This is a genomic window from Pseudomonas sp. 34 E 7, assembly GCF_900005715.1.
Classification (GTDB): Bacteria; Pseudomonadota; Gammaproteobacteria; order Pseudomonadales; family Pseudomonadaceae; genus Aquipseudomonas; species Aquipseudomonas orientalis_A.
In genome coordinates, this window is record NZ_CVTX01000149.1 from 120,696 (window position 1) to 147,262 (window position 26,567).

A 26,567-nucleotide genomic window follows, 5' to 3' on the forward strand; every position below is an offset into this window, starting at 1 on the left:
GATTCAAGCCTGCGTTCGGCCAGCGTGGTTTAACGGGGCGCCTGAGATCAAGATCAAAAGCAGATCAAGATCAAGAGCGACTCGCTTCGCATCGGGGTTACGGTTGGGTGCTACAGAGTTGTGTGGATGCCTATGGCTATCGGGGGCAAGCCCCCTCCCACATTGGATTTTAGTTTGTCGGGATTATGCGGCTACAGGCACATGGCTGGTATGCCAGATCAAAACCTTGCTTACCCGGTTGTCCTCGGTCTCGAGGATTTCCAGGCGATAGCGGCCAATCTTCAGGCATACCGCGCAGTCCGGAATGGTCTCCAGCGCCTCGGTGACCAGGCCGTTGAGGGTCTTGGGGCCGTCGCTGGGCAGGTGCCAGCCCAGGCTTTTGTTCAGTTCGCGGATCGAAGCCGCGCCGTCGATGATGTAGCGGCCGTCCGGCTGGGCTTCGATGTGGGGGTTATCCACAGTCTGATCACTTTCGAATTCGCCGACGATTTCTTCCAGGATGTCTTCCAGGGTGACGATGCCCAGCACTTCGCCGTACTCATCCACCACCATGCCCAGGCGGCGCTGTTGCTTGTGGAAATTCAGCAGTTGCAGCTGCAACGGCGTGCTTTCCGGCACGAAGTAGGGTTCGTGGCAGGCGGCCAGCAGCGCTTCCTTGGTCAGGCTGGCGTCGGACAGCAGGTGCTGGATCTGCCGTGTGTTGAGCACCGCTTCGACCTGGTTGATGTCGCTGTGGAACACCGGCAACCGCGTGCGTTGGGAAGTGCGCAGTTGCTCGATGATGTCCTCGATCGTGTCATCCAGGTTGATGCCGTCCACTTCGCTGCGCGGCACCAGGATGTCATTGACGGTGATGTTGTCCAGGGCATGGATGCCAGGCATGCCGAGCATAGGCTCTTCATCGGCATCAGGGTGCGGTTCGTCGTGGTGGTCGGACGAAGGCTCGTCGCTGTTTCTCACCACGCCGGCCTTGCGCGCGAACGGGCGCAGCAGCATCAGGCTGATGCCATTGAGCAGCCAGGCCACGGGATACAGGATTTTCAGCGGCACGCCCAGCAGCGCATTGCCGAAACCCAGTATGGCGTGCGGATAGCGGGTAGCCAGGGCGCGGGGCAGGTAGTCGGCGAGGATCAGCAGCAATGCGCAGGCGATCAACCCGCCGAGCCATGGCCCGTTCTGCGCCCAGGCATGGATCGCCAGCAGTGTGCAGAGGATGACCACGGCTGCGCGGCTCAGGCTGTTGCACAGGATCAGGCTGTGGCGCGGGAAACTCAGGCGTGCGGCCGCCTTGTCACCCTGGCGTGTGCCGGGGCGCAGGGCCAGCAGGTGTTGTTGCGCGGCTTCGATGGCGGTAAACAGCGCCGCCCATAAAAGCAGCAGGGCAATTACGGCGAGCATCGGCCCAAGGGGCAAGTTGTCCATGATCGCCGCTCGTCAGATATGCAGGATGTATTCGCGAACCAGCTTGCTGCCGAAATAGGCCAGCATCAGCAGGCAGAAACCGGCCAGGGTCCAGCGGATGGCTTTGTGCCCGCGCCAGCCGAGGCGGTTGCGACCCCACAGCAACACGCTGAACACGATCCAGGCCAGGCAGGCGAGCAAGGTCTTGTGCACCAGGTGCTGGGCGAACAGGTTCTCGACGAACAGCCAGCCGGAGATCAGCGACAGCGACAACAATGTCCAGCCGGCCCACAGGAACCCGAACAACAGGCTTTCCATGGTTTGCAGCGGCGGGAAGTTCTTGATCAACCCGGAGGGGTGCTTGTGCTTGAGCTGGTGGTCTTGCAGCAGTACCAGCAGCGATTGGAACACCGCGATGGTGAACATGCCGTAGGCGAGGATCGACAACAGGATGTGCGCGAGGATGCCCGGCTCTTCATCGATCACCTGTACGGTGCCGGTGGGGGCGAATTGCGCCAGCAGCACCGTGAGCACGCCCAGGGGGAACAGCAGCACGAGCAGGTTCTCGACCGGAATCCGGTAGCACGCCAGCAGCGTCAGTGCGATCACGGCGGCGGCGATCAGGCTGGCGGCGCTGAAAAAATCCAGGCCCAGGCCGACCGGGGTCATCAGGTGCGTAAACAGACTGGCGGCATGAGCCAGCAGGGCGAGGACGCCAAGGCCTGTCAGCAGACGTTTGTCCGCTTTGGCGCCTTGGGCCAGACGAGAGCCCTGATAGAGGGTCGCAGCGGCATACAAGAGGGCGGCGGCGAGGCTGGGTAGCAAACTGGGTGACAAGGGGAGCATAAATCCTGATAGACAAGCCCGAAAGGCGCTGAGTTTGGCACACACCCGCGCCGCACGAAAGACTCCCCCGCCAGACAGCGGGTGTGCACGGGCGCAGTCTTCGCTATAATCCGCGACCTGCCCACGCCGCAGGCTTGCCGAGCGCTATGTTTAATAGCGATTTACCACAGCCTGGGCCGCCATTACCTCGGTCTACCAATGCATTTCGTTGAATAGGGCCTGAAAGGATCGCGCATGTTTGAAAACCTGACTGACCGTCTCTCGCAGACGCTGCGCCATGTAACCGGCAAGGCCAAGCTGACCGAGGACAATATTAAAGACACCCTGCGTGAAGTGCGCATGGCGTTGCTGGAAGCCGACGTGGCCTTGCCGGTGGTGAAGGATTTCGTCAACTCGGTCAGGGAACGCGCGGTCGGCACCGAAGTGTCGCGCAGCCTGACCCCGGGCCAGGCCTTCGTGAAGATCGTCCAGGCCGAACTCGAAAGCCTGATGGGCGCAGCCAATGAAGACCTGAACCTCAGCGCCGTGCCGCCGGCCGTTGTGCTGATGGCCGGTCTGCAGGGTGCGGGCAAGACCACCACCGCCGGCAAGCTGGCGCGCTTCCTCAAAGAGCGCAAGAAGAAGTCCGTGATGGTGGTGTCGGCCGACGTATACCGTCCGGCGGCCATCAAGCAGTTGGAAATGCTCGCGGGCGAAGTGGGCGTGACCTTCTTCCCGTCGGACCTGAGCCAGAAGCCGGTCGACATTGCCAACGCGGCCATTAAAGAAGCCAAACTCAAGTTCATCGACGTGGTCATCGTCGATACCGCCGGTCGCCTGCACATCGATGAAGAGATGATGGGCGAGATCAAGGCGCTGCATGCCGCGATCAACCCGGTCGAGACGCTGTTCGTGGTCGACGCCATGACCGGCCAGGATGCGGCCAACACCGCCAAGGCCTTCGGTGACGCGCTGCCGCTGACCGGCGTGATCCTCACCAAGGTCGACGGCGACGCCCGTGGCGGTGCCGCGCTGTCGGTACGTGCCATCACCGGCAAGCCGATCAAGTTCATCGGCATGGGCGAGAAGAGCGACGCGCTCGAGCCGTTCCACCCCGAGCGTATCGCCTCGCGCATCCTCGGCATGGGCGACGTGCTCAGCCTGATCGAGCAGGCCGAAGCCACGCTCGACAAGGACAAGGCCGACAAACTGGCCAAAAAGCTGAAGAAGGGCAAGGGCTTCGACCTCGAAGACTTCCGCGATCAGCTGCAACAAATGAAGAACATGGGTGGCCTTGGCGGGCTGATGGACAAGCTGCCGAACATCGGCGGCGTGAACCTGGCGCAAATGGGCAACGCCCAGGGCGCGGCAGAGAAGCAGTTCAAGCAGATGGAAGCCATCATCAACTCCATGACCCCGGCCGAGCGCCGCGACCCTGAGCTGATCAGCGGTTCGCGCAAACGCCGGATCGCCATGGGTTCCGGCACCCAGGTGCAGGACATCGGTCGCTTGATCAAGCAGCACAAGCAGATGCAGAAGATGATGAAGAAATTCTCCGCCAAGGGCGGCATGGCCAAGATGATGCGCGGCATGGGCGGTATGTTGCCCGGCGGCGGCATGCCCAAGATGTAAAGAATTCGAGCGCGAGCCCAGCTTGCGCTCCGACCCGCAGGGATGCGGGATCTCCAGCAAACCCGCCATTGGCGGGCGCTGACCTGCCGTTTTAACCGACGGCTCTATAGCAGATCTGAATGGCACGCGGGTAGGCGCCGGAAAAAGACATTTGCAAAAGTCCGGATATTCCTTAGAATATGCGGCCTTTCGGGCACCTATGCCCGCTGTGCATTTAGATTTGCAGCACCGACTACAGGAACGATGTTCACATGCTAACAATCCGTCTTGCCCTTGGCGGCTCCAAAAAGCGCCCGTTTTACCACTTGACCGTAACTGACAGCCGCAACCCACGTGACGGCTCTCACAAGGAACAAGTTGGCTTCTTCAACCCGATCGCTCGCGGTCAGGAAGTTCGTCTGTCCGTGAACCAAGAGCGCGTAGCCTACTGGCTGAGCGTTGGTGCACAGCCATCCGAGCGCGTTGCCAAGCTGTTGAAAGACTCGGCTAAGGCCGCAGCCTGAGCAATATGAACGCGACGCCAACTGTTGCTGATGATTTGATCGTTATCGGCAAGATTTACTCTGTTCATGGCGTTCGCGGCGAAGTGAAGGTGTATTCCTTTACTGATCCGACTGAAAACCTGTTGCAGTACAAAACCTGGACGCTTAAGCGCGAAGGCAGCGTGAAACAGGTCGAGCTGGTCAGTGGACGCGGGAGCGACAAGTTCCTGGTCGCAAAGCTCAAGGGTCTTGATGATCGTGAAGAAGCTCGTCTTCTGGCTGGTTATGAGATCTGCGTGCCGCGCAACCTGTTCCCTGAATTGACCGACGGCGAGTACTACTGGTACCAGCTGGAAGGTCTGAAGGTTATTGATCAACTCGGGCAACTGCTCGGGAAAATCGATCATCTTCTGGAAACCGGCGCCAATGATGTAATGGTGGTCAAGCCTTGCGCTGGCAGCCTGGATGATCGCGAACGCCTGTTGCCCTATACCGGGCAGTGCGTGTTGGCCGTCGACCTCGCAGCGGGCGAGATGAAGGTGGAATGGGACGCGGACTTCTAAGCGTGGCTAATTTGCGCATTGAAGTGATCAGTTTGTTTCCCGAGATGTTCTCCGCCATCAGCGAGTACGGCATCACCAGTCGGGCGGTGAAACAGGGGCTGTTGCAGCTTACCTGTTGGAACCCGCGAGACTACACGACGGATCGACATCACACTGTGGACGATCGCCCATTTGGCGGTGGCCCGGGCATGGTGATGAAGATCAAGCCCCTGGAAGACGCGTTGGCCCAGGCCAAGGCAGCCGCCGGGGAGAAGGCGAAGGTTATTTACCTGTCCCCTCAAGGCCGTCAGCTGAAACAGGCTGCGGTAGGCGAACTGGCGAATGAGGAGGCACTGATCCTGATTGCCGGTCGCTATGAAGGCATTGACGAGCGTTTTATTGAAGCTCATGTCGATGAAGAGTGGTCGATTGGGGACTATGTCCTGTCTGGCGGCGAGCTGCCGGCGATGGTCCTGATAGATGCGGTTACACGACTGCTGCCTGGAGCTTTAGGGCATGCGGACTCCGCGGAGGAAGATTCCTTCACGGATGGTTTGCTGGATTGCCCGCACTACACCCGTCCGGAGGTGTATGCGGATCAGCGTGTTCCCGACGTATTGCTAAGTGGCAATCACGCACACATCCGGCGTTGGCGTTTACAGCAGTCCCTTGGTCGGACCTATGAACGACGCGCCGATCTTCTGGAAAGCCGCTCGCTTTCTGGAGAAGAGAAGAAGCTGCTCGAGGAATACATCCTCGCGCGGGACGATAGTTAACAACGTATCGATGGTAGGTCCATTGACTTACCTTAGGAGCACAGCATGACTAACAAAATCATCCTTGCACTCGAAGCAGAGCAGATGACCAAAGAGATCCCTACCTTTGCCCCGGGCGACACCATTGTCGTTCAGGTGAAAGTGAAGGAAGGCGACCGTTCGCGTCTGCAAGCGTTCGAAGGCGTGGTAATCGCCAAGCGTAACCGTGGTGTGAACAGTGCTTTCACTGTTCGTAAAATCTCCAACGGTGTTGGCGTAGAGCGTACTTTCCAGACCTACAGCCCGCAAATCGACAGCATGGCTGTGAAACGTCGCGGTGACGTACGCAAAGCCAAGCTGTACTACCTGCGTGACCTGTCCGGTAAAGCAGCTCGCATCAAGGAAAAACTGGCTTAAGTCCAGCTTCCCGATGCAGAAAAAAGCAGCCTACGGGCTGCTTTTTTGTGCCTGCGATTTGTGCCGTGCGCCCTCAGGCCTGACCAGGCTGAATGACTGCCAGTAATGTCCATCCCGCCAACGGTTTCATATCGCTCTCAGGCGTGACCACATGCACCCAGCCGCTGTTATCGCGGGCAAACAGCAGCGTCGCCCGTTCCCCATGCAGTGCCTGGTAATCGCTCCAGCCAAACCCATCGGTCAGCTGCGTGGTATACAGCTCGGCGCCTTGCCCCAGCAGGCTGGCGAGCTTGGTGTAGCTCAGCGGCTGGCTGCCCAGCAAGTGCCCACGGTGCTCGCCGCTGGCCCGGTGCTTGTCGGTGCGACGGCTTTCCTGGCTGTTGGCCAAGGCGAACAGGCGATGCCCGAAGTCATGACGAAAGCGCATGGTGGCCAGGGTGTTCAATTCGCCGGAAGGGGACAGCGCGAGCAAATGCCCGAGACCGACCAGGTCCAGATGGGACTCGGCATGCTGTGATGCCGGGTTGCCGAAGTAGGTCGGCAGCCCTTCCATGCGGCTGGCGCGAATGTTTTCCCAGCTTGAATCGGTCAGCAGCACTCGGCTGCCCAACTGTTGCAGGGCTTTGCCGAGGATGCGGGCCGGGGCGTTCGCGCCGACGATCAGAAAGCCGCTTGGCGCGGGCTCGGCCACTTTCAGCAAGCGCGCCAGAGGGCGCGCAGTCGCGCTTTGCAGCACCACCGTGCCGATAATCACCGCAAACGTCAGCGGCACCAGCAACAACGCACCTTCGTGGCCGGCCTCATCCAGGCGAATCGCAAAAATCGCCGACACCGCTGCGGCCACAATCCCGCGCGGGGCGATCCAGGCCAGCAGTGCGCGTTCGCGCCAGCTCAGTTTCGAGCCGACGGTCGACACAGCAACGTTCAGCGGGCGCGCAATGAACTGAATGATCAGCAGCAGAATCAGCACAAACGGCCCCAGGGCGATCAATGCGTTCAGGTCCAGGCGCGCCGCCAGCAGGATAAACAAGCCGGAAATCAACAGGACGCTGAGGTTCTCCTTGAAGTGCAGGATGTGCCGCACGTCCACGCCCTTCATGTTCGCCATCCACATGCCCATCAGTGTCACCGCCAGCAGGCCGGACTCATGCATGACCTGATTGGAGGCGATGAACACCCCCAGTACCGCCGCCAGGGTGGCCAGGTTGTGCAGGTATTCCGGCAACCACTGGCGGCGCATCACCAGGCCCAGCACCCAGCCGCCGGCAATCCCGAACAGGCTGCCGCACAGGATGACGCCGCCAAAGGTCAGCAGGCTGTGACTCAAGCCATCGCCCGAGGCGCTGGCGATGATAAAGCTGTAGACCACCACGGCCAGCAGCGCACCGATGGGGTCGATGACGATCCCTTCCCAGCGCAGGATGTTGGCGATGGACGCCTTGGGGCGTACCACGCGCAACATCGGCACGATGACCGTCGGGCCTGTGACCAGCGTCAGGGTGCCGAACAGCAGCGCCAGCATCCAGTCGAAACCCAACAGCCAGTGGGTTGCCAGGGTAATCACCGCCCAGGTCGTCAGTGCGCCAAGGGTCACCAGTCGGTGAACCACGCTGCCGATTTCCTTCCATTCCGACAGATGCAGCGTCAGGCTGCCCTCAAACAGGATCAATGCGACGGCCAGCGACACCAGTGGCATCAGCAACGGGCCGAACATTTCCTGCGGGTCGAGCCAGCCAAGTACCGGCCCTGCCAGGATTCCGCTCAATAACAGAAACAGAATCGCCGGCAATTTCAGGCGCCAGGCCAGCCATTGGCAGCCGAGCGCGGCCACACCGATACCGCCGAAAGCCAACAAGATCTGTTGTTCGTTCATTAAAGCTTCCTGTTCCTAGAAGTAGCGGGCTATGAAAGACTAGTGGCCCTTGCCACAGTTCACTAAATAAAAGGGCGCCGAGCCCCGTGCCGCGTCGCTTGAGTAACCATGCCCGCCATTGACCACCCCCTGATCGACCGCTTCCTTGACGCCCTTTGGTTGGAAAAAGGCCTCTCCGACAACACGCGCCAGGCTTACCGCAGCGACCTGGCCCTGTTCAACGGGTGGCTGCAGGAGAAAAACCTGGAGCTGATCAATGCCGGGCGCGAGCTGATCCTCGATCACTTGGCCTGGCGCCTCGAGCAACATTACAAGCCGCGATCCACCGCGAGATTTCTCTCCGGTGTACGTGGCTTTTATCGCTACCTGTTGCGTGAAAAGCTCATCGCAGTCGATCCAACTCTACAAGTGGATATGCCGCAATTAGGTAGGCCTCTTCCTAAATCCTTGTCGGAAGCTGACGTGGAGGCTCTGTTGGCCGCGCCGGATCTCAGTGAGGCCATCGGCCAGCGCGACCGCGCCATGCTGGAAGTGCTCTACGCCTGCGGGCTGCGGGTTACCGAGCTGATCAGCCTGACCCTGGAGCAGGTCAACCTGCGCCAGGGCGTGTTGCGGGTAATGGGCAAGGGCAGCAAGGAGCGCCTGGTGCCGATGGGCGAGGAGGCGATTGTGTGGGTCGAGCGTTACCTGCGCGATGCGCGTCACGAGCTGCTCGGTGGCCGCCCCAGCGATGTGCTGTTCCCCAGCCTGCGCGGCGAGCAGATGACCCGCCAGACCTTCTGGCACCGGATCAAGCACCAGGCCAAAGTGGCCGGGATCGGCAAGTCCCTGTCGCCGCATACCTTGCGTCATGCGTTCGCCACCCACTTGCTCAACCATGGCGCGGATCTGCGCGTGGTACAGATGTTGCTCGGCCACAGCGACTTATCCACCACCCAGATCTACACCCATGTGGCACGGGCGCGCTTGCAGGAGATGCACGCCAGGCACCATCCACGCGGCTGAAAAATCCCGATTTTTCCGGCTGCGGGCTGCCCTGCGGCCCAACTGTGGTAGGCTTTGTCGGTTCGCAAAGGCGACGGTCCACACCCCGGTTTCCAATCGGCGTGGCGGCACCCGTCCCTGCATCTGCCTTCAGGAGTTACCATGCGCTTGACCCAGATTATTGCCGCCGCAGCCATTGCGTTGGTTTCCACCTTTGCCGTCGCCGACGATGCGGCTGAGCAGGCCATTCGCAAGAGCCTGGTCAACCTGCAACTCGATACCCCCATCGAAAGCATCAGCGCCAGCCCCATGGCCGGTCTGTATGAAGTCAAGCTCAAGGGCAGCCGCGTGCTGTACGCCAGTGCCGACGGCCAGTACATCGTTCAGGGCTACCTGTTCCAGCTCAAGGACGGCAAACCGGTCAACCTGACCGAGAAAGCCGAGCGCCTCGGCGTGTCCAAGCTGATCAACGGTATTCCGGTGGCTGAGACCGTGGTGTACCCGGCCATCGGCGAGACCAAGACCCACATCACCGTGTTCACCGACACCACCTGCCCGTACTGCCACAAGCTGCACGCCGAAGTGCCGGCGCTGAACAAGCTCGGTGTGGAAGTGCGCTACGTCGCGTTCCCACGCCAGGGCCTCGGTTCGCCGGGTGATGAGCAGTTGCAGGCGGTCTGGTGCTCGGCCGACAAGAAGGCGGCCATGGACAAGATGGTCGATGGCAAGGAAATCAAGGCGGCCAAATGCGCCAATCCGGTTTCCAAGCAGTTCGCCCTGGGCCAGTCCATCGGTGTGAACGGCACACCGGCCATCGTTTTGGCCGACGGCCAAGTGATTCCGGGCTACCAGCCGGCACCACAAGTTGCCAAACTGGCACTGGGTGCCAAGTAAGCATTAATCGTCGAGCCTTTGACGAGCATGATCCGCCGAACCGTCGGCGGGTCATTAATTGAGAGCCGCAGTTGTGCGGCGGTGTTCCACGGCCGACCTCGCGTCGGCCGTTTCATGGGGAGTTTTCAGTGAAACCGGTCAAAGTAGGCATCTGTGGGTTAGGGACCGTCGGTGGCGGCACCTTCAACGTACTTCAGCGTAACGCCGAAGAAATTTCCCGCCGTGCAGGGCGCGAGATTGAAGTGGCGCAGATCGCCACGCGTTCGCCAAAGCCTCAGTTCGAAACGACCGGTATTGCGATTACCAACGATGTGTTCGCCGTGGCCACCAACCCTGACATCGATATTGTCATCGAGCTGGTAGGCGGCTACACCGTGGCCCGCGAGCTGGTGCTCAAGGCCATCGAGAACGGCAAGCACGTGGTCACCGCCAACAAGGCGCTGATCGCCGTGCACGGTAACGAAATCTTCGCCAAGGCCCGTGAGAAGGGCGTGATCGTAGCGTTCGAAGCCGCCGTGGCCGGCGGCATCCCGGTGATCAAGGCGATTCGTGAAGGCCTGTCCGCCAACCGCATCAATTGGGTGGCCGGCATCATCAACGGCACCGGTAACTTCATCCTGACCGAAATGCGCGAAAAGGGCCGCACCTTCGAAGACGTGCTGGCTGAAGCCCAGGCCCTGGGTTATGCCGAAGCCGACCCGACCTTTGACGTGGAAGGTATCGATGCGGCGCACAAGCTGACCATCCTGGCGTCCATCGCCTTTGGCATCCCGCTGCAGTTCGACAAGGCCTACACCGAAGGCATCACCAAACTGACCACCGCCGACGTGAACTACGCCGAAGCCCTGGGCTACCGCATCAAGCACCTCGGTGTGGCGCGCAGCACCCCGGCCGGTATCGAATTGCGTGTGCACCCGACACTGATCCCCGCCGACCGCCTGATCGCCAACGTCAATGGCGTGATGAACGCGGTGATGGTCAACGGTGACGCCGCCGGTTCCACCCTGTTCTACGGCGCCGGTGCCGGGATGGAGCCGACCGCTTCGTCGGTAATCGCCGACCTGGTGGACGTGGTTCGCGCCATGACCAGCGACCCGGAAAACCGCGTGCCGCACCTGGCCTTCCAGCCGGATTCGCTGTCGGCCCACCCGATCCTGCCGATCGAAGCCTGCGAAAGTGCCTACTACCTGCGCATCCAGGCCCAGGATCATCCTGGCGTGCTGGCCCAGGTGGCGAGCATCCTGTCGGAGCGCGGGATCAACATCGAGTCGATCATGCAGAAGGAAGTCGAGGAGCAGAACGGCCAGGTGCCGATGATCCTGCTGACCCATCGCGTGCTCGAGCAGCATATCAACGATGCCATTCGGGCTCTTGAAGCGCTCCAGGGCGTAGTAGGGCCGGTGGTCCGTATCCGCGTCGAACATTTGAATTAATTCAGCTGCAAGCGGTTAGCTGCAAGCTGCAAGTAAAAGCCGATTCGCTCTAACTTGCCGCTTGTAACTTGAAGCTTGAAGCCCAAACCGAAGGTTTGCCCCTATGCGCTATATCAGCACCCGCGGCCAGGCACCGGCCCTGAATTTCGAAGACGTTCTGCTGGCGGGCCTTGCCACTGACGGCGGCCTGTACGTGCCGGAAAACCTGCCACGCTTCACCCAGGAAGAAATCGCTTCCTGGGCCGGCCTGCCTTACCACGAGCTGGCGTTCCGGGTGATGCGCCCGTTCGTCACCGGCAGCATTCCGGACGCGGATTTCAAGAAGATCCTGGAAGAGACGTACGGCGTGTTTTCCCACAGCGCCATTGCACCCCTGCGCCAGTTGAACGGCAACGAGTGGGTGCTTGAGCTGTTCCATGGCCCGACCCTGGCGTTCAAGGACTTTGCCCTGCAATTGCTGGGTCGCCTGCTCGACTACGTGCTGGAAAAACGCGGCGAGCGCGTAGTGATCATCGGCGCTACCTCCGGCGATACCGGTTCGGCGGCCATTGAAGGCTGCAAGCACTGCGAAAACGTCGACATCTTCATCCTGCACCCGCACAAGCGCGTGTCGGAGGTGCAGCGTCGCCAGATGACCACCATTTTCGGTGAGAACATCCACAACATCGCCATCGAAGGCAACTTCGATGACTGCCAGGAAATGGTCAAGAACAGCTTCGCCGACCAGAGTTTCCTCAAGGGCACGCGCCTGGTGGCGGTGAACTCGATCAACTGGGCGCGGATCATGGCCCAGATCGTCTACTACTTCCACGCCTCCCTGCAGTTGGGCGGCCCGGCGCGTTCAGTGTCGTTCTCGGTGCCGACCGGCAACTTCGGCGACATCTTCGCCGGCTACCTGGCGCGCAACATGGGCCTGCCGATTAATCAGTTGATCGTCGCGACCAATCGCAACGACATCCTGCACCGCTTCATGAGCGGCAATCAGTACGTCAAGGAAACCCTGCACGCCACGCTGTCGCCGTCGATGGACATCATGGTCTCGTCGAACTTCGAACGCCTGCTGTTCGACATGCATGGCCGCAATGGCGCGGCGTTGGCCGAACTGATGAGCAGTTTCAAGCAAGGTGGCGGCTTCAGCGTCGAGCAGGAGCGCTGGACCGAAACCCGCAAGCTGTTCGACTCCCTGGCCGTGGACGATGCGCAGACCTGCGAAACCATCGCCGAGGTCTACGCCCAGACCGGCGAGTTGCTTGACCCGCACACGGCCATCGGTGTGAAGGCCGCCCGCGAGTGCCGTCGCAGCCTGGATATCCCCATGGTGATCCTTGGCACCGCACACCCGGTCAAATTCCCCGAGGCGGTGGAAAAGGCCGGTGTTGGCAAGGCCCTGGAGTTGCCGGAGCACCTGGCTGATCTGTTCGAGCGCGAAGAGCGTTGCACGGTGCTGGCTAACGACCTGAAGACTGTGCAGGCGTTTGTCAGCCAGCATGGCAATCGGGGCAAGCCGCTGTAAGGCGCACCGCGTAGACAACAACGCCGCTTTCCCTTCCCTGGGTCAGCGGCGTTTTTTGTTTCTGGCAGGCCCGGCAACGTGCTGTTTACAGGAGCAGTTTAATAGCCACTCCAGTGATTGAGGCGATCGTTGCGACCACGGCCATCGCTACGCCCATGGGGTACCAGAAAGTTTCGCAATTTATCTTCAGTGATTCCGATTTGAGCTTATCTTGCTCAGCCTGCATGCGTGATATTTCGGCATAGATGCGCCTTACATCGGCATGCATCCTCTCCATCGATGCTTGCTGTTCATTTTGTTCCAACATCATTTTCATCCTTCGCAATAAGGGCCTTATGACATGCACTCTGCCTGCACGGCAGGGTGATCAGCGCTCACCGAGTATAGGATTCACGCCTGGCCTGCGCGCTCGGCGTAGCCCAAAACCGCAACCCATTGCGTAAGCAGTTATGTGCCGCCGTTTTTTACCTGTCATGTTGCAAGCGCATGCTGGATACGTCATCCCCGCACAACCCTTGAAAGACGAAAAAGCGAACTTTCCTACGTTACGACCAGTCACTTAGGAGAGATGCAGCACCCGTTGAAACGATTGTTCCCGAACTATTGAGTGGTGATCGAGATGGAAAGTATCAGCCTGTTGCTCGAAGAAGCACTGAGCCCTTATCTGGTTACGCTGACCACCTCTGGTGTGCAGGGCGAATGCCTGGTGACCGTGAAGAACCCCGGTGGCGCCATCATGGTCGAGCGCGAAGTCAACCGCGCTCAGTTGACCGACAAACGCGCGCTGGTGGATGTGGTGGATTGCCTGCTGCGCGATTTGAAAATCGCTGAAGGTCGACTCGAGCCCTCGGTCATCGCAGCCTTGCGAAACGCCGCCATGACGCGAACCCCGGTCTGCGCATGAAGAATTATTTATCCTTCGAAACTTCCTACAACACGGCCGGTCAGAGTTTGTAACAGCAAGAGCAAACATTGTGCTCCGGTGTTTGTGGCTTGTTGTACTGGTCTTTGTAGATCACGTTTAACCCCGAGTTGTCTCCCCACTCCTCGGGGTTTCTTTTTGCCTGGAATTTGGCACTGCGGCGCGCTCAGATCGCGCCATCCGCACGCAAGCGGGCGATGGCCGCCGCGTCATAGCCCAGGGCGTTGAGCAGCACACCGTTGTGCTCGCCCAATTGCGGACCCACCCATTCACAGCTGCCTGGCGTATCCGACAGCTTGGGCACGATGCCGGGCATCTTGAAATCCTTGCCACCCGGCAGTTGCGCGCTGAGGAACATTTCCCGGGCGAGGAATTGCGGGTCGCCCAGCATGTCCTCGGCACTGTAGATGCGGCTGGCGGGCACTTGGGCCTGGTTCAACTGCGCCATGACCTGCTCCAGCGGCAGGGCGTTGACCCAGCGATCGATCACCCCGTACAGCTCATCTCGGCGGCTGTCACGCCCGTCATTGCTGGCAAGCGCCGGGTCGTTCGCCAGGTCGTCACGGCCAATGGCGGCCATGAAGCGCTTGAAGATCGCATCGCCGTTGGCGCCAATCTGCACATGTTTGCCGTCGGCGCTGGTGTGGATCGAGGAGGGCGTAATACCGGGCATGATATTGCCGGTGCGTTCGCGAATGAAGCCGAACACATCGAACTCGGGAATCATGCTTTCCATCATGGCGAAGATGGCTTCGTACAGCGCCACGTCGACCACCTGGCCCAGACCGCCGTTGACTTCACGATGACGCAGGGCCATCAGCGCGCCGATCACCGCCCACAGCGCGGCAATCGAGTCACCGATGGAAATCCCGGTGCGCACGGGCGGGCGGTCTTCGAAGCCGGTGATGTAGCGCAGGCCGCCCATGGACTCGCCCACCGCGCCAAACCCCGGCTGGTCTTTCATTGGCCCGGTCTGGCCGAAGCCGGAAAGGCGCACCATCACCAGCCTTGGGTTCAGTGCGTGCAGGGTTTCCCAGCCCAGGCCGAGTTTTTCCAGCACGCCGGGGCGGAAGTTTTCGATCAGGATGTCGGCGTCGGCCAGCAATTGCTTGAGGATCGCCAGGCCATCCGGGTGCTTGAGGTTGAGGGTCAGCGACTGCTTGTTACGCGCCTGCACGAACCACCACAGCGAGGTGCCTTCATACAATTTGCGCCATTTGCGCAGCGGGTCGCCGCCGTCCGGGGATTCGACCTTGATCACTTCGGCGCCGAACTCGGCGCAGATACGTGAGGCAAACGGGCCGGCAATCAGGGTGCCGAGTTCGATGACTTTCAGGCCGGCAAGCGGTTTGGCATTAAGCGACATGGGGATCCTTGAGCGCGCGGGACGGTGACGTACTGCTTTTTAACATAGGCGGGCAGCCTGGATGCAGCGCAGTATTCGTTGATTGGCCTCGCCATCGGTTAGACTGGCCGTCTTTCCCTGTCTCCAGAGCCCGTTCATGGCCCAGCCGTCCACGACCTACAAATTCGAACTCAACCTCACCGACCTTGACCGTTCGGTGTACGAGAGCGTCAAACAGACCATCGCCCGCCACCCTTCGGAAACCGAAGAACGCATGACTGTGCGCCTGCTGGCCTACGCCCTCTGGTACAACGAGCAGTTGGCGTTCGGCCGTGGCTTGTCGGATGTCGACGAGCCGGCCCTGTGGGAAAAGAGCCTGGATGATCGGGTGTTGCACTGGATCGAAGTCGGCCAGCCGGATGCAGACCGCCTGACCTGGTGCTCGCGTCGCACCGAACGCACCAGCCTGCTGGCATACGGCAGCCTGCGGGTGTGGGAAGGCAAGGTGGTGCCGGTGGCGAATAACCTCAAGAACGTGCACATCGCTGCCGTGCCGCAGGAGATTCTGGAGGTGCTGGCCAAGGACATGCCGCGCGTGATCAAGTGGGATGTGATGATCAGCGAAGGTACGATCTTCGTCACCGATGACCGTGGCCAGCATGAAGTGCAGTTGCAGTGGCTGGTGGGCGGGCGTGATTGAAGAAAATGTGGGAGGGGGCTTGCCCCCGATAGCGGTGGATCAGCTACAGATAAGCTGGCTGATAGATCGCTATCGGGGGCAAGCCGAATCGTCGCACCGCCCCTCCCACATTTGATCTTTGTTGAATTTTGAATTGTTGTTTATCCGTTGAATCAGTAGAGAAGTCATCACCCCCGTATGCGTATCGATCCCCGTCCCTTGCCCGCCGTCCTGCCATTCCTCGGTGAATTGCCACCGCTGCTGACCCGTCTCTACGCCGCGCGCGGGGTGCAATCGGAAGCCGAGCTGGACAAGAGCCTGGCGCGGTTGATTCCCTATCAGCAGCTCAAGGGCATCGATGCCGCCGTCGATCTGCTGGTGACGGCGCTGGAACAACGCCAGCGCATCCTGATCGTCGGTGACTTCGACGCCGACGGCGCCACCGCCAGCACCGTAGGTACACTGGGCCTGCGTTTGCTCGGTGCGGCCCATGTCGATTACCTGGTGCCCAACCGTTTCGAATACGGCTACGGCCTGACGCCGGAGATCGTTGCGGTGGCGCTGCAGCGCGAGCCGCAGTTGCTGATCACGGTGGACAACGGTATCTCCAGTGTCGAAGGCGTGGCGGCGGCGAAGGCGGCGGGGCTGAAGGTGCTGGTGACCGATCACCACTTGCCGGGCGACGAACTGCCTGCGGCGGACGCGATCGTCAATCCGAACCAGCCAGGCTGTACGTTCCCCAGCAAGGCACTGGCCGGTGTGGGCGTGATCTTCTACGTACTGATGGCCCTGCGCGCTCGTTTGCGCAGCCTCGGCTGGTATGACAACAGCCCGCAGCCGAACATTGGTGAACTGCTCGACCTGGTCGCCCTGGGCAGCGTCGCCGACGTGGTGCCGCTGGACGCCAACAACCGCATCCTGGTGCATCAAGGGTTGGAGCGTATCCGCGCCGGTCGCGCACGGCCGGGGATCAAGGCGATCCTCGAAGTGGCCAAGCGCGACCATGCCCGCATCACCTCCACCGACCTGGGTTTCATTCTCGGCCCACGGCTCAATGCGGCCGGGCGCCTGGATGATATGAGCCTGGGCATCGAATGCCTGCTGACCACCGATGTGGCTGCGGCACGGGAAATGGCCGCGCAGTTGGATGGCATGAACCAGGACCGCAAATCCATCGAGCAGGGCATGCAGCGCGAAGCCCTGGCCCAACTCAAGGATTTGCCGGTGGAGTCAATGCCGTACGGCTTGTGCCTGTTCGACCCGGAGTGGCACCAGGGGGTGATCGGGATTCTGGCGTCGCGCATGAAAGAGCGTTATTTCCGTCCCACCATCGCGTTTGCCGATGCCGGTGATGGCATGCTCAAAGGCTCCGGGCGGTCGGTACAAGGCTTTCATATCCGTGACGCGCTGGCGGTGGTTGCCAGCCAGCACCCCAACCTGATCGCCAAATACGGCGGTCACGCGATGGCGGCGGGCCTGACCCTGCCCGAAGCGAATTTCCCCTTGTTCGCCGAGGCTTTCGATGCCGAAGTGCGTCGGCAACTGCGCGAAGAAGACCTCACCGGACGCCTGCTCTCCGATGGCACCCTGGCGGTGGAAGAGTTTCATTTGGAACTGGCGCGCGCGCTGCGCCATGCCGGCCCGTGGGGGCAACACTTTCCCGAGCCGTTGTTTCACGGTGTGTTTCAGCTGGTGGAACAGCGGGTGGTCGGCGAGCGGCACTTGAAAGTGGTGCTCAAGAGCGAGTGCGGGTCGGTGAAGCTTGATGGCATTGCGTTTGGGGTAGACCGTGAAGTCTGGCCGAACCCGACCGTGCGCTGGGTGGAGTTGGCCTACAAGCTGGATGTGAACGAGTTTCGTGGGAATGAGACAGTGCAGTTGATGATTGCGCATATCGAACCGCGCTAGATCCAGCTGACAATGCAATACAACTGTGGGAGGGGGCTTGCCCCCGATGGCAGACTGTCAGTCAATGATGTAGTGACTGATCCACCGCTATCGGGGGCAAGTCGAATCGTCGCACCGCCCCTCCCACATTTAGTTTTGTGTGCAGCCTGGGATTACTCGGCCTTGGCCTGGTGTTTCACAATGATATCCACCAACCGCTTGGCCAGCGCCGGGTAGTTCTCATCGAAGTGATGCCCACCGGGCAGCTTCATGGCTTCGCCCACGGCAGTCTTGTCCGTGCAGCCACTCTCGTCGACTTCTTCTGCACCATAGATGCACACCACTTTCTCGGGGGGCAGCTTGGCCATTTCCGGGCCGGTCGCGGCTTCCTTGCCGGCGTTGCCCAGCCAGCCTTCCACTTCAATCTCAAAGCTGCCGGTGCGGGCGAAGGCCAGCAGGATGATCGCGTCGACGCGTTGCTGTTCGTTTGGCGGCATACGGTTGTAGATGGCCGGCAGGACGTCGGCGCCGAACGAGTAACCGGTCAGCACGAAGCGCTTGGTGCCCCATTTCTGCCGGTAGTGCTGCATCAGTTCGGTCAGGTCCTTGGCGCTTTGTTCCGGGGTTTTGTGCTGCCAGTAGTAGCGCAGGGTGTCGATGCCGACCACCGGGTAGCCGATCTTCGCCATTTCGCCGGCCACGTCACGGTCCAGGTCACGCCAGCCGCCGTCACCGGAGAGGAACAGGGTCACGGTGTCCTTGGCCTGACCGGCCGGCACTTCCACCACTGGAATCGCCAGGCCGCCGTTGTCCGAACCTACCAGCTGCTTGCGCAGCTCGTTGTTCAGCACTTGCGGGTAATGAATGTCGTAGTCGCTGATGCTGGTGGTGGCGCGCGGTGTGTCACGTACGAAGCTGGCGCTTTCATCGTCGGGGTTGTCATTCCAGGCCACCAGCCAGTTGCCATGGGCGGCGGTTTTCGGCAGCGGGTCGTTGCAGCCTTCCTGTTTCAGGGCGAAGCCGACGGAAATGGCGTTGGCCTTGTCGTCGCTCTGTGTGGCCAGCCAGCGCCAGGCGAGCGCCGCGCCAGGGCCGATGCCGCTGACCAGGGTCGCCGGGCCTTTAAGCTGGGCCAGGGCGCTTTGCAGCGCTTGCTCCTGCAGCTTGCAGTCATCCTTGGGCAGGATCACCTGGACGAGCTGCGCCGAGCCACCCTGGCTGAGGGCGATCAGTTGGCTGTCGGTCAGGGTTTCGTCGGCCATCACGGCCACTGCCACGCGGGCCTTTACCGTGCCGGCAGGGCTTACGCGGGTCATCACCGAGCCATCGGCCTGGGGCATCTGCTCCAGGGTCGGCTGTGGGGCGGGGCGGTTCCAGTACCAGTAGCCGCCGCCCAGGACCAGCGCGAGCAGCACTACAACAGCCAATACATACCGCCAGGAGCGTCGAATCATCAGCGTTTCACCAATCCAGTCAAGCCGCCCGCGATCAGGGCGGCGGTATCGGCCAGTGCCACCAGCGGATCAAGTCCTGCGGGCACGGCCATGTAACGGGGTTCCCAGTCAGGCTGGAACTTGTCTTTGAAGCGGCGCAAACCTTGGAAGTTATACAGTTGCTCGCCACGGCGGAACACCATCGAACCCAAGCGTTGGGTCAGTGGTGCGCCACGCCGGGGTTGCAGGCCCGACAACGGCACCATGCCGAGGCTGAAGCGTGCGTAGCCGTGGTTCTTATAATGTTGAATCAGGCCGACCATCATGAATTCCATGGTCAGCTTCGGTGCGTCCGGGTGGGCGCGCATCAGGTCGAGACTGGCCAGGTCATGGTTGTACGTCTCGAGCAGGTTGGCGAAGGCCACCGGGCGCCCTTCGAAGCGAATGATCGCGATACGGAAGTGCTTGAGGTAGTCGTCGCTGAAGCGGCCCAGGGAGAAGCCCTTTTCGCGCACATTCTTACCGGTAAGCCAGGCGTCCGAGATAACTTTTAATTCATCCATCGGCGCGGTGCCCGGCTCGCAGATCTCCAGGGACAGACCGTCACGGGTGCCACGGTTCCAGGTGTAGCGCAAATCCTTCATCTCTTTGCCCTTGGCTTCCAGGTCAAAGCGTTTCAGGTCGACGCGGGCTTCTTCGCCCAGCTTGATCGCGGTGAGTCCGATATCCATGTAGTACGGCAGGTTCTCCGCGCGCACTTGATAGAACACCGGCCGTGCGTGGTGAATGTCGCACAGGTCGCGGAACTGCCAGATCATCTCGGCGCGCGGCTGGGTCGGGCCGATCGGATCATACAAGGCCACCAGGCTGCGCCCGCGCCGGGCATACATCAGGAAGGCTTCGTCATTGGGGTGGAACAGCAAGGCCTTGTCGCCGGTCAGTGCCAGGCCGCCGTCGGGTTGGGACGAGGCCATCAGGATTTTGGAGGCGCGTTCGAGTTCGTCCGGGGTCGGCAGATGGATGACCGGGCGCGCGGTACGCAGCAGCCAGGTCAGCGACACGATCACCAGCAGGACGGCGGCGCCCAGCAACGAACGCAGGCCGCGCGGGGCGTTGGCGTCGAGGGTGAACTGCCACCACAGTTGGTGACTGTAGGGCACGTCCTGGTAGGCGAACAGCAGCAGCCAGATCGACGCGCCCAGCACGCATACGCTGGCCACCAGGTACAGCGGCGAGAAGGGCAGTTCGGTCAAGCGACTGGCGCGGTAGAACGAGCGTCGGAAGATCGCCAGCAGCACGGCGGTCATGGTCATCAGACTGGCTTCTTCCCAGTCGAAGCCCTTGAGCAGCGAGAGCAGGGCGCCTACCAGCAGCAGCACCATGGTCAGCATCCAGGCCGCCGACAAACGTCGACGCAAGCCTTGGGCCAGCAACAGGCACAGCACGCCGATCAGGCTGGCGCCGAAGTGCGACGCGTCAATCAGGCGGTGGGGAATCAGGAAGCCGATGTTTTCCAGGCGTGAATCGATCTCCGGCGTGGCGCCGGAAAACAGCAGGACCACGCCGGACAAAAAAACCAGTACGGCCAGCACCGGTGCCGCAAGGCCGGAGGCGACGCGCAGGCTTTGCTGGGTCTGGAACAGGCGCTGGGCCTCGTTGACCAGCAGGAAGATACAGGCGATCAACAGCGGCAACACCACATAGATCATCCGGTACAGCAGCAGGGCGGCGGCCAGTGGCGCAGCGCCGAGTTTGTCGGCGAAAGCCGCCAGCAGGATCGCTTCGAACACCCCCACGCCACCCGGTACATGGCTGAGCACGCCGGCGGCCAGGGCCAGCAGGTACACCAGCAGGAACGGGCCGAAGGGCGGCGCTTCCGGCAGCAACATATACAGGACGGTGGCGGCGGCGGCGACATCCAGTGCGGTGATGATCAACTGCAGGAACGTCAAGCGACGGCCCGGCAGGCGCAGGGTGCGGCGCCCGGCCTTGACCAACAGGTTATCCGGGTAGGGTTGTTCCGGCAGGCGGCGGCGATAAATGCCGATACACAACATGGCCGACAACAGCAGCACGGCACCGGCAACACCGCCGAGCAGGCTTTGCGACAAATGCAGGTAGGTCGAGGCCGCCGGCAGGTTGCTCAGTGTGGCCAAAGCGGCCAGGGGCGGGAGCGCGCAGCCCAGCGCCAGGCTGGCGAACACGGTCATGTGCGCGACTTCCGAAGCACCAATGCCGTGGCGTGCATACAGACGGTAGCGCACCGAGCCGCCCGAGAGCATCGACAAGCCAATGGCGTTGCCGATGGCAAAGGCGGTGAAGCCACCGAGTGCCAGGGTCTTGGCGGGCAGTTTCACGCCGGCATAACGTGCGCCGGAGAACTCATAGCCCAACAGAATGATGAAGCCGGCCACCGCCGCCGCAAATGCGCCGAGCAAGGCAGGCTTGGGCACTTCCAGGATCGAGTCGTGGAGGGCGTAGAGATCGAGCTCCAACAACAGATGTCGGCAGGCGATCAGGGCAATGGCAAACAGCAGCAAGGTCACGGCCAGGCCGATGGGCTGACGGTATTTGCTCAACAGATCCAACCAACGCAAACGGGTGGGAGGGATCGGTTGTTCCGCTGTGACGGTGTCTTGTGGTTCAGACGAGTTGGCGCGCATCAATCACCTCGTGGATTGTGCGCGACAGGATGGGGGTATCCAGCCAAGTTACCAATCCCTATGGACAAAATAATTACAAATATTAACGCGGATCACCGAGTGCGGCGACTGCGGCCATTGGTCGTAGAGGGTAGTGCTTGAGCATAGCGCATAGCGTGCAATGAGATGGACTCTGCAAACCGTCTACGGTTTCATGAAAGATGCCATGCCATTGTTTCAGAAGAACTTTTTCACCGGATACAAAAAAGGCCACTCTTTCGAGTAGCCTTTTTTGATGTTTGGTTGCGGGAGCCGGATTTGAACCGACGACCTTCGGGTTATGAGCCCGACGAGCTACCAGACTGCTCCATCCCGCGTCTGTGGGCGGCATTCTACAGTCCAGCGCCGAGGTGTCAACCGTTAATGCGGCAATGGCTCAAATAAGTCCGAATTATTCATAAATCAATGCGTTGCAGCGCTTCGATGATCGTTCCCACGCTCCGCGTGGGAATGCATCCCGTGACGCTCTGCGTCAACATTGCGCAAAAAGCAGGACGCGGAGCGTCCAGGGCGGCGTTACCACGCGGAGCGTGGGAACGATCAAAAATACACGCGCACAAAAAAGGCCACTCTTTCGAGTAGCCTTTTTTGATGTTTGGTTGCGGGAGCCGGATTTGAACCGACGACCTTCGGGTTATGAGCCCGACGAGCTACCAGACTGCTCCATCCCGCGTCTGTGTGTCGGCATTCTACAGAGGAACGCGAGTGTGTCAACCCTAAAATCGAACAAAAGCGCTTGTGGTTCAATTGGTTAGCTCTCCAAGGCAGGTGTCGAAAGGGCGCCGAGCCAGTCAGGCCAGGGCTTCCAGCTCTATTGGAAGGTTGAATTCGATTGAGAAAACCAATTCATCTGAGATATTTCCTACCGCTCGGACGGAAGATTCAAACTACTGGTGCTATATACAGGGGTGAATGCGATACTGGCCACCCGTTGATTCACACCCCGTTTATATGACGCAGCGCAAAATCATCCACGTCGACTGTGATTGCTTCTACGCCGCCATCGAGATGCGCGACGACCCGAGCCTGGCGCAAAAGCCCCTGGCTGTCGGTGGCTCGGCGGACCGGCGCGGGGTGATTGCTACGTGCAATTACGAAGCGCGGGCTTACGGGGTGCGCTCGGCGATGTCATCGCGTCACGCATTGAAGCTGTGCCCGGACCTGACGATCGTCAAGCCGCGTATGGATGCCTATAAAGAAGCGTCGAAGGAAATCCAGACGATCTTTCGCGACTACACCGACCTGATCGAGCCGTTGTCGCTGGATGAAGCCTACCTCGACGTCTCCGACAGCCCGCACTTTGGCGGCAGCGCCACGCGCATCGCCCAGGACATTCGCCGGCGTGTGTCCAATCAGTTGCACATCACCGTGTCCGCCGGCGTTGCGCCCAACAAGTTTCTGGCTAAGATCGCCAGCGACTGGAAGAAACCCAACGGCCTGTTTGTGATTACCCCGGACCAGGTCGAAGAGTTCGTCTCGCAGTTGCGGGTGAGTAAATTGCACGGTGTGGGCAAGGTCACTGCCGACAAGCTGGCGCGCCTGGGCATTGAAGATTGCCTGCAACTGCGCGAGTGGAACAAGCTGGCACTGGTGCGCGAATTCGGCAGTTTCGGTGAGCGTCTCTGGAGCCTTGCCCGTGGGATCGATGACCGCGTGGTGCAGAACGACAGCCGGCGGCAATCCATCAGTGTGGAAAATACCTACGATGTGGACTTGCCGGATCTTTCAAGCTGCCTGGCCAAGCTGCCCGAGTTGCTGGAAACCCTGGCGGGGCGCATGGCGCGTATCGACAGCAGCTACCGGGCAGGCAAGCCGTTCGTGAAGGTCAAGTTTCATGACTTTACCCAGACCACTCTGGAGCAGGCCGGGGCAGGGCGGGATCTGGAGAGTTATGAACAGCTGATGACCCAGGCATTTAACCGTGGGGGGAAACCGGTGCGGTTGCTGGGGATTGGGGTGAGGTTGCTGGATTTGAGCAGCGGTAACGAACAGCTCGAGTTTTCCTGGTAGAACCCAGGGTGCCCCTGTAGGAGCGAGCTTGCTCGCGAAAAACGTCAACGATAACGCGTGTTTCCTGGAAGAACGCGGTGCCTGTGAGTTTTTCGCGAGCAAGCTCGCTCCTACAAAAACAGCCTGGGATCAGCGTGCGCCAGGATCTGCGACGAGTCGCCCCGCATCCTTGGCCAGTGCCTGCAAAAACTCCTGCTGCAATTCCGGATCGTTGCGCGTCAGTTCAATCAGGCTTTGCTCCAGTTCGCTGGCTTCTTCTTCCAGGCCCAGCTCCGAGAGGCGCTTGACCCGGTGCACCCACTGGTTGACTTCGTCGTCTTCCAAATCGTCATAGATCAGGCCATGGGCTTCCAGCAATTTGCCGCGCAGGGTGTTGCTGACCGCCAGGGTCGAATCCGTGTGCACATCGTCCTGGCCGTCTTCCACGCTGATTTTCAAGGTGGTGATGCGGTTCAGGTCCTGCTCGGCAAACGGACTGTCCAACAGGTTCAGGCGCAGCACGCCGTCGCGGTCGGTGGTCAGTTCATGGGTTTGTTTGCCGGCGGTGACCTGTACCGGGCGTTCGCTCCAGGGCAGGCTTGAATATTCCAGGCGCTTGTCACGCTGCACTTCATCGATAGCCGCGAGGTTCTGTTGCGCACGACCGTGGGATTGCACGTTCATGAACGGGTTGATGCCGTCCACGCCGTAGCTCAGCCAATCGCGCGTCATGCTCGCAGGCAGGTTGCCGAGGGCGAAGATATTCGCCACATTGGCGCCCGCGCCGGCCACCAAGGCAACGGCACCCAGTGGCATCTCATAGAGTTTGCGCCACGGCTGGTAGGGCGTGTAGCGGTCGTAGCGCCGTGTGACTTCGAATTCGGTGACCTCGAACGTCTTCTGCTCGTGAATCCGAACCCGGCGTTGCGGCAGCTCCAGCACTTTGGGCTCGCCGACATCGATCTGCAGGCTGTGGTCGAGCAACTTTCGCTCGACCCGCTCCTCGTGCTCACTGCGTTGCGACATCTGGTTGGCGCAGCCGCTGACCAGCAGGGCGCCGCACAAGGCGGCGCCCCCCAGGGCTCTGGTGTTTCGCTTGAACATGACTTCTCTTGATCTGGTTTTCAGCGACGAATACGCGCCTGAAGGAAAGACAGCACGTCAGCCACCGGCAACGGTTGGGCCTCGGCTTCGGTCCGGCTCTTGTATTCCAGATTGCCATCGGCCAGGCCGCGGTCACTGACCACGATCCGGTGCGGGATGCCAATCAGCTCCATGTCGGCGAACTTGATGCCCGGGCTGGTTTTCTTGTCCCGGTCATCGAGCAGCACTTCAAAACCGGCGGCCGTCAGTTCGGCATACAGTTTGTCGGTGGCTTCGCGTACTTGCTCGGTTTCATAGCGCAACGGCACCAGCGCCACCTGGAACGGCGCCAGGGCGTCGCTCCAGATGATGCCTTTCTCGTCGTTGTTCTGCTCGATGGCGGCGGCGACCACACGGGAAACGCCAATGCCGTAGCAGCCCATGTCCAGGGTGATCGGCTTGCCGTTCTCGCCCAGCACTTCGCACTTCATCGCCTTGCTGTACTTGTTGCCCAGCTGGAAGATGTGCCCGACTTCGATGCCGCGCTTGATCTCCAGGGTGCCCTTGCCATCCGGGCTTGGGTCGCCGGCCACGACGTTACGCAGGTCGGCCACGGTCGGCACCGGCAGGTCGCGCTCCCAGTTCACGCCGAAGTAGTGCTTGTCGTCGATGTTCGCGCCGATACCGAAGTCGCTCATCAGCTCGACCGAACGGTCGATGATGATCGGCAGCGGCAGGTTCAGCGGGCCGAGGGAACCGGCGCCGGCGCCAATGGCGTCGCGCAGTTCGGCATCGCTGGCCATGACCAGCGGGCTGGCCACGCCAGGTTGCTGGGCCGCCTTGATTTCGTTGAGCTCGTGGTCGCCACGGATCACCAGGGCGATCAGCTTGCCTGCTTCTTCGGCGTGCACGATGAGGGTCTTGATGGTCTTTTCAATCGGCAGATTGAATTTCTCCACCAGGGCCGCGATGGTCTTGGTGTCCGGGGTATCGACCAGGCGCAGTTCTTCAGTCGGAGCCGGGCGCGAGGTTTCGCGCGGTACGGCTTCGGCTTTTTCGACGTTCGCCGCGTAGTCCGAAACATTGCTGAACGCAATGTCGTCTTCGCCGGATTCGGCCAGCACGTGGAACTCGTGGGAGCCGGCACCGCCGATGGAGCCGTTGTCCGCTTCAACCGGGCGGAATTTCAGGCCCAGGCGCGTGAAGATATTGCAGTAGGCCTGGTGCATGCGGTCGTAGGTCGCCTGCAACGACGCCTGGTCGGCGTGGAACGAATAGGCGTCCTTCATGATGAATTCACGGCCGCGCATCAAGCCGAAGCGTGGGCGGATTTCATCACGGAATTTGGTCTGGATCTGATACAGGTTCAGCGGCAATTGTTTATAGCTGCTCAACTCGTTGCGCATCAGGTCGGTGATGACTTCTTCGTGGGTCGGGCCGGCGCAGAAATCGCGGCCATGACGGTCCTTGAAGCGCAGCAGCTCGGGGCCGTACTCTTCCCAACGTCCGGATTCCTGCCACAGTTCAGCCGGTTGGGTGCTCGGCATCAACACTTCCAGAGAGCCGGCGGCGTTCATTTCTTCACGAACGATGGCTTCGACCTTGCGCATCACCTTCAAGCCCATGGGCAGCCAGGTGTACAGGCCCGAGGCCAGTTTGCGGATCATGCCGGCGCGCAGCATCAGCTGATGGCTGATCACAACCGCGTCGGAAGGCGTTTCTTTCTGTGTGGCGAGCAAATATTGACTGGTACGCATGGTAGGCCGTTGTCGGTTG

Annotated in this window: 22 protein-coding genes and 2 tRNA genes; 13 read left to right on the forward strand and 11 right to left on the reverse strand. The window is 60.8% G+C overall.

Features of this window, described 5'->3' with window-relative positions:
- Positions 1–183: 183 nt before the first annotated feature.
- Together BFP96_RS17055 and BFP96_RS17060 are read right to left on the reverse strand one after the other, a co-directional pair.
- On the reverse strand, positions 184–1,422 hold the full coding sequence (locus tag BFP96_RS17055; protein WP_065936637.1) for a transporter associated domain-containing protein: 1,239 nt from the start codon (positions 1,420–1,422) through the stop codon (positions 184–186).
- Between the two features lie 12 nt (positions 1,423–1,434).
- On the reverse strand, positions 1,435–2,247 hold the full coding sequence (locus BFP96_RS17060) for a cytochrome C assembly family protein (protein WP_065895135.1): 813 nt from the start codon (positions 2,245–2,247) through the stop codon (positions 1,435–1,437).
- Between the two features lie 234 nt (positions 2,248–2,481).
- Here BFP96_RS17060 and ffh point away from each other — a divergent pair, with 234 nt between their 5' ends.
- The 5 genes from ffh (at position 2,482) to rplS (ending at position 6,054) form a co-directional block, all read left to right on the forward strand.
- Positions 2,482–3,858 carry a signal recognition particle protein gene (gene ffh / locus BFP96_RS17065; RefSeq protein ID WP_065887523.1) on the forward strand — a complete coding sequence of 459 codons (1,377 nt, stop codon included), beginning with the start codon at positions 2,482–2,484 and terminating at the stop codon, positions 3,856–3,858.
- 251 nt (positions 3,859–4,109) lie between these two features.
- The gene (gene rpsP, locus BFP96_RS17070) at positions 4,110–4,361 is read left to right on the forward strand and encodes a 30S ribosomal protein S16 (protein WP_003238923.1); all 252 of its coding nucleotides are present in this window, start codon (positions 4,110–4,112) and stop codon (positions 4,359–4,361) included.
- A 5-nt stretch (positions 4,362–4,366) separates the two neighbouring features.
- The gene (gene rimM / locus BFP96_RS17075; protein ID WP_057723919.1) at positions 4,367–4,903 is read left to right on the forward strand and encodes a ribosome maturation factor RimM; all 537 of its coding nucleotides are present in this window, start codon (positions 4,367–4,369) and stop codon (positions 4,901–4,903) included.
- Positions 4,885–5,658: a tRNA (guanosine(37)-N1)-methyltransferase TrmD gene (gene trmD / locus BFP96_RS17080; protein WP_170876018.1), complete on the forward strand. Its 774-nt coding sequence runs from the start codon at positions 4,885–4,887 to the stop codon at positions 5,656–5,658. Before rimM ends, trmD begins: the two co-directional genes overlap by 19 nt.
- Positions 5,659–5,703: 45 nt before the next feature.
- A complete protein-coding gene (rplS, locus tag BFP96_RS17085; RefSeq protein ID WP_003175895.1) occupies positions 5,704–6,054 on the forward strand; it encodes a 50S ribosomal protein L19 in 351 nt (116 codons plus the stop codon).
- Between the two features lie 73 nt (positions 6,055–6,127).
- On the opposite strand, the gene BFP96_RS17090 is transcribed toward rplS, so the two are convergent.
- Positions 6,128–7,927: a cation:proton antiporter gene (locus tag BFP96_RS17090; RefSeq protein WP_065887524.1), complete on the reverse strand. Its 1,800-nt coding sequence runs from the start codon at positions 7,925–7,927 to the stop codon at positions 6,128–6,130.
- A 108-nt stretch (positions 7,928–8,035) separates the two neighbouring features.
- Between BFP96_RS17090 and xerD the strand changes: the two genes are divergently transcribed.
- From xerD to thrC, 4 genes are all read left to right on the forward strand, one after another.
- A complete protein-coding gene (gene xerD / locus BFP96_RS17095; protein ID WP_065895134.1) occupies positions 8,036–8,932 on the forward strand; it encodes a site-specific tyrosine recombinase XerD in 897 nt (298 codons plus the stop codon).
- A gap of 141 nt (positions 8,933–9,073) precedes the next feature.
- Entirely contained in the window at positions 9,074–9,805 is a 732-nt protein-coding gene (locus BFP96_RS17100) for a thioredoxin fold domain-containing protein (RefSeq protein WP_057723916.1), read from the forward strand.
- Between the two features lie 128 nt (positions 9,806–9,933).
- Positions 9,934–11,238, forward strand: coding sequence for a homoserine dehydrogenase (locus BFP96_RS17105; protein WP_065887526.1), 1,305 nt, complete (start codon positions 9,934–9,936; stop codon positions 11,236–11,238).
- Positions 11,239–11,341: 103 nt separating this feature from the next.
- Positions 11,342–12,751 (forward strand): threonine synthase, encoded by a 1,410-nt coding sequence (gene thrC / locus BFP96_RS17110; protein ID WP_065895133.1) that lies wholly within the window; start codon positions 11,342–11,344, stop codon positions 12,749–12,751.
- A gap of 85 nt (positions 12,752–12,836) precedes the next feature.
- On the opposite strand, the gene BFP96_RS17115 is transcribed toward thrC, so the two are convergent.
- Positions 12,837–13,058, reverse strand: a complete 222-nt coding sequence (locus tag BFP96_RS17115) for a hypothetical protein (RefSeq protein ID WP_065895132.1) — start codon at positions 13,056–13,058, stop codon at positions 12,837–12,839.
- A 312-nt stretch (positions 13,059–13,370) separates the two neighbouring features.
- On the opposite strand from BFP96_RS17115, the gene BFP96_RS17120 reads away from it, so the two are divergent.
- Positions 13,371–13,655: a DUF3509 domain-containing protein gene (locus BFP96_RS17120; RefSeq protein WP_065896367.1), complete on the forward strand. Its 285-nt coding sequence runs from the start codon at positions 13,371–13,373 to the stop codon at positions 13,653–13,655.
- A 184-nt stretch (positions 13,656–13,839) separates the two neighbouring features.
- Here the strand turns inward: BFP96_RS17120 and BFP96_RS17125 are convergent, their stop codons facing one another.
- The gene (locus tag BFP96_RS17125) at positions 13,840–15,039 is read right to left on the reverse strand and encodes a CaiB/BaiF CoA transferase family protein (protein ID WP_065895130.1); all 1,200 of its coding nucleotides are present in this window, start codon (positions 15,037–15,039) and stop codon (positions 13,840–13,842) included.
- A 136-nt stretch (positions 15,040–15,175) separates the two neighbouring features.
- Between BFP96_RS17125 and BFP96_RS17130 the strand changes: the two genes are divergently transcribed.
- On the forward strand, positions 15,176–15,718 hold the full coding sequence (locus BFP96_RS17130) for a YaeQ family protein (protein WP_057723910.1): 543 nt from the start codon (positions 15,176–15,178) through the stop codon (positions 15,716–15,718).
- 177 nt (positions 15,719–15,895) lie between these two features.
- The gene (gene recJ, locus BFP96_RS17135) at positions 15,896–17,605 is read left to right on the forward strand and encodes a single-stranded-DNA-specific exonuclease RecJ (RefSeq protein ID WP_065895129.1); all 1,710 of its coding nucleotides are present in this window, start codon (positions 15,896–15,898) and stop codon (positions 17,603–17,605) included.
- 152 nt (positions 17,606–17,757) lie between these two features.
- Here the strand turns inward: recJ and BFP96_RS17140 are convergent, their stop codons facing one another.
- The 4 genes from BFP96_RS17140 to BFP96_RS17155 all read right to left on the reverse strand — a co-directional run bounded on the left by BFP96_RS17140 (position 17,758) and on the right by BFP96_RS17155 (position 22,392).
- Positions 17,758–19,038 (reverse strand): virulence factor family protein, encoded by a 1,281-nt coding sequence (locus BFP96_RS17140; RefSeq protein WP_065936638.1) that lies wholly within the window; start codon positions 19,036–19,038, stop codon positions 17,758–17,760.
- Complete coding sequence (gene mprF, locus BFP96_RS17145) at positions 19,038–21,680, reverse strand: bifunctional lysylphosphatidylglycerol flippase/synthetase MprF (protein WP_065887534.1); 2,643 nt, start codon at positions 21,678–21,680, stop codon at positions 19,038–19,040. Before mprF ends, BFP96_RS17140 begins: the two co-directional genes overlap by 1 nt.
- A gap of 279 nt (positions 21,681–21,959) precedes the next feature.
- A tRNA-Met gene (locus tag BFP96_RS17150) sits at positions 21,960–22,036 on the reverse strand.
- Between the two features lie 279 nt (positions 22,037–22,315).
- A tRNA-Met gene (locus tag BFP96_RS17155) sits at positions 22,316–22,392 on the reverse strand.
- 278 nt (positions 22,393–22,670) lie between these two features.
- Between BFP96_RS17155 and dinB the strand changes: the two genes are divergently transcribed.
- The gene (gene dinB, locus BFP96_RS17160; RefSeq protein WP_065895127.1) at positions 22,671–23,729 is read left to right on the forward strand and encodes a DNA polymerase IV; all 1,059 of its coding nucleotides are present in this window, start codon (positions 22,671–22,673) and stop codon (positions 23,727–23,729) included.
- Positions 23,730–23,858: 129 nt separating this feature from the next.
- On the opposite strand, the gene BFP96_RS17165 is transcribed toward dinB, so the two are convergent.
- A complete protein-coding gene (locus tag BFP96_RS17165) occupies positions 23,859–24,812 on the reverse strand; it encodes a hypothetical protein (protein WP_065887536.1) in 954 nt (317 codons plus the stop codon).
- Positions 24,813–24,832: 20 nt separating this feature from the next.
- Positions 24,833–26,548 (reverse strand): proline--tRNA ligase, encoded by a 1,716-nt coding sequence (locus tag BFP96_RS17170; RefSeq protein ID WP_065936639.1) that lies wholly within the window; start codon positions 26,546–26,548, stop codon positions 24,833–24,835.
- Positions 26,549–26,567: the final 19 nt, after the last annotated feature.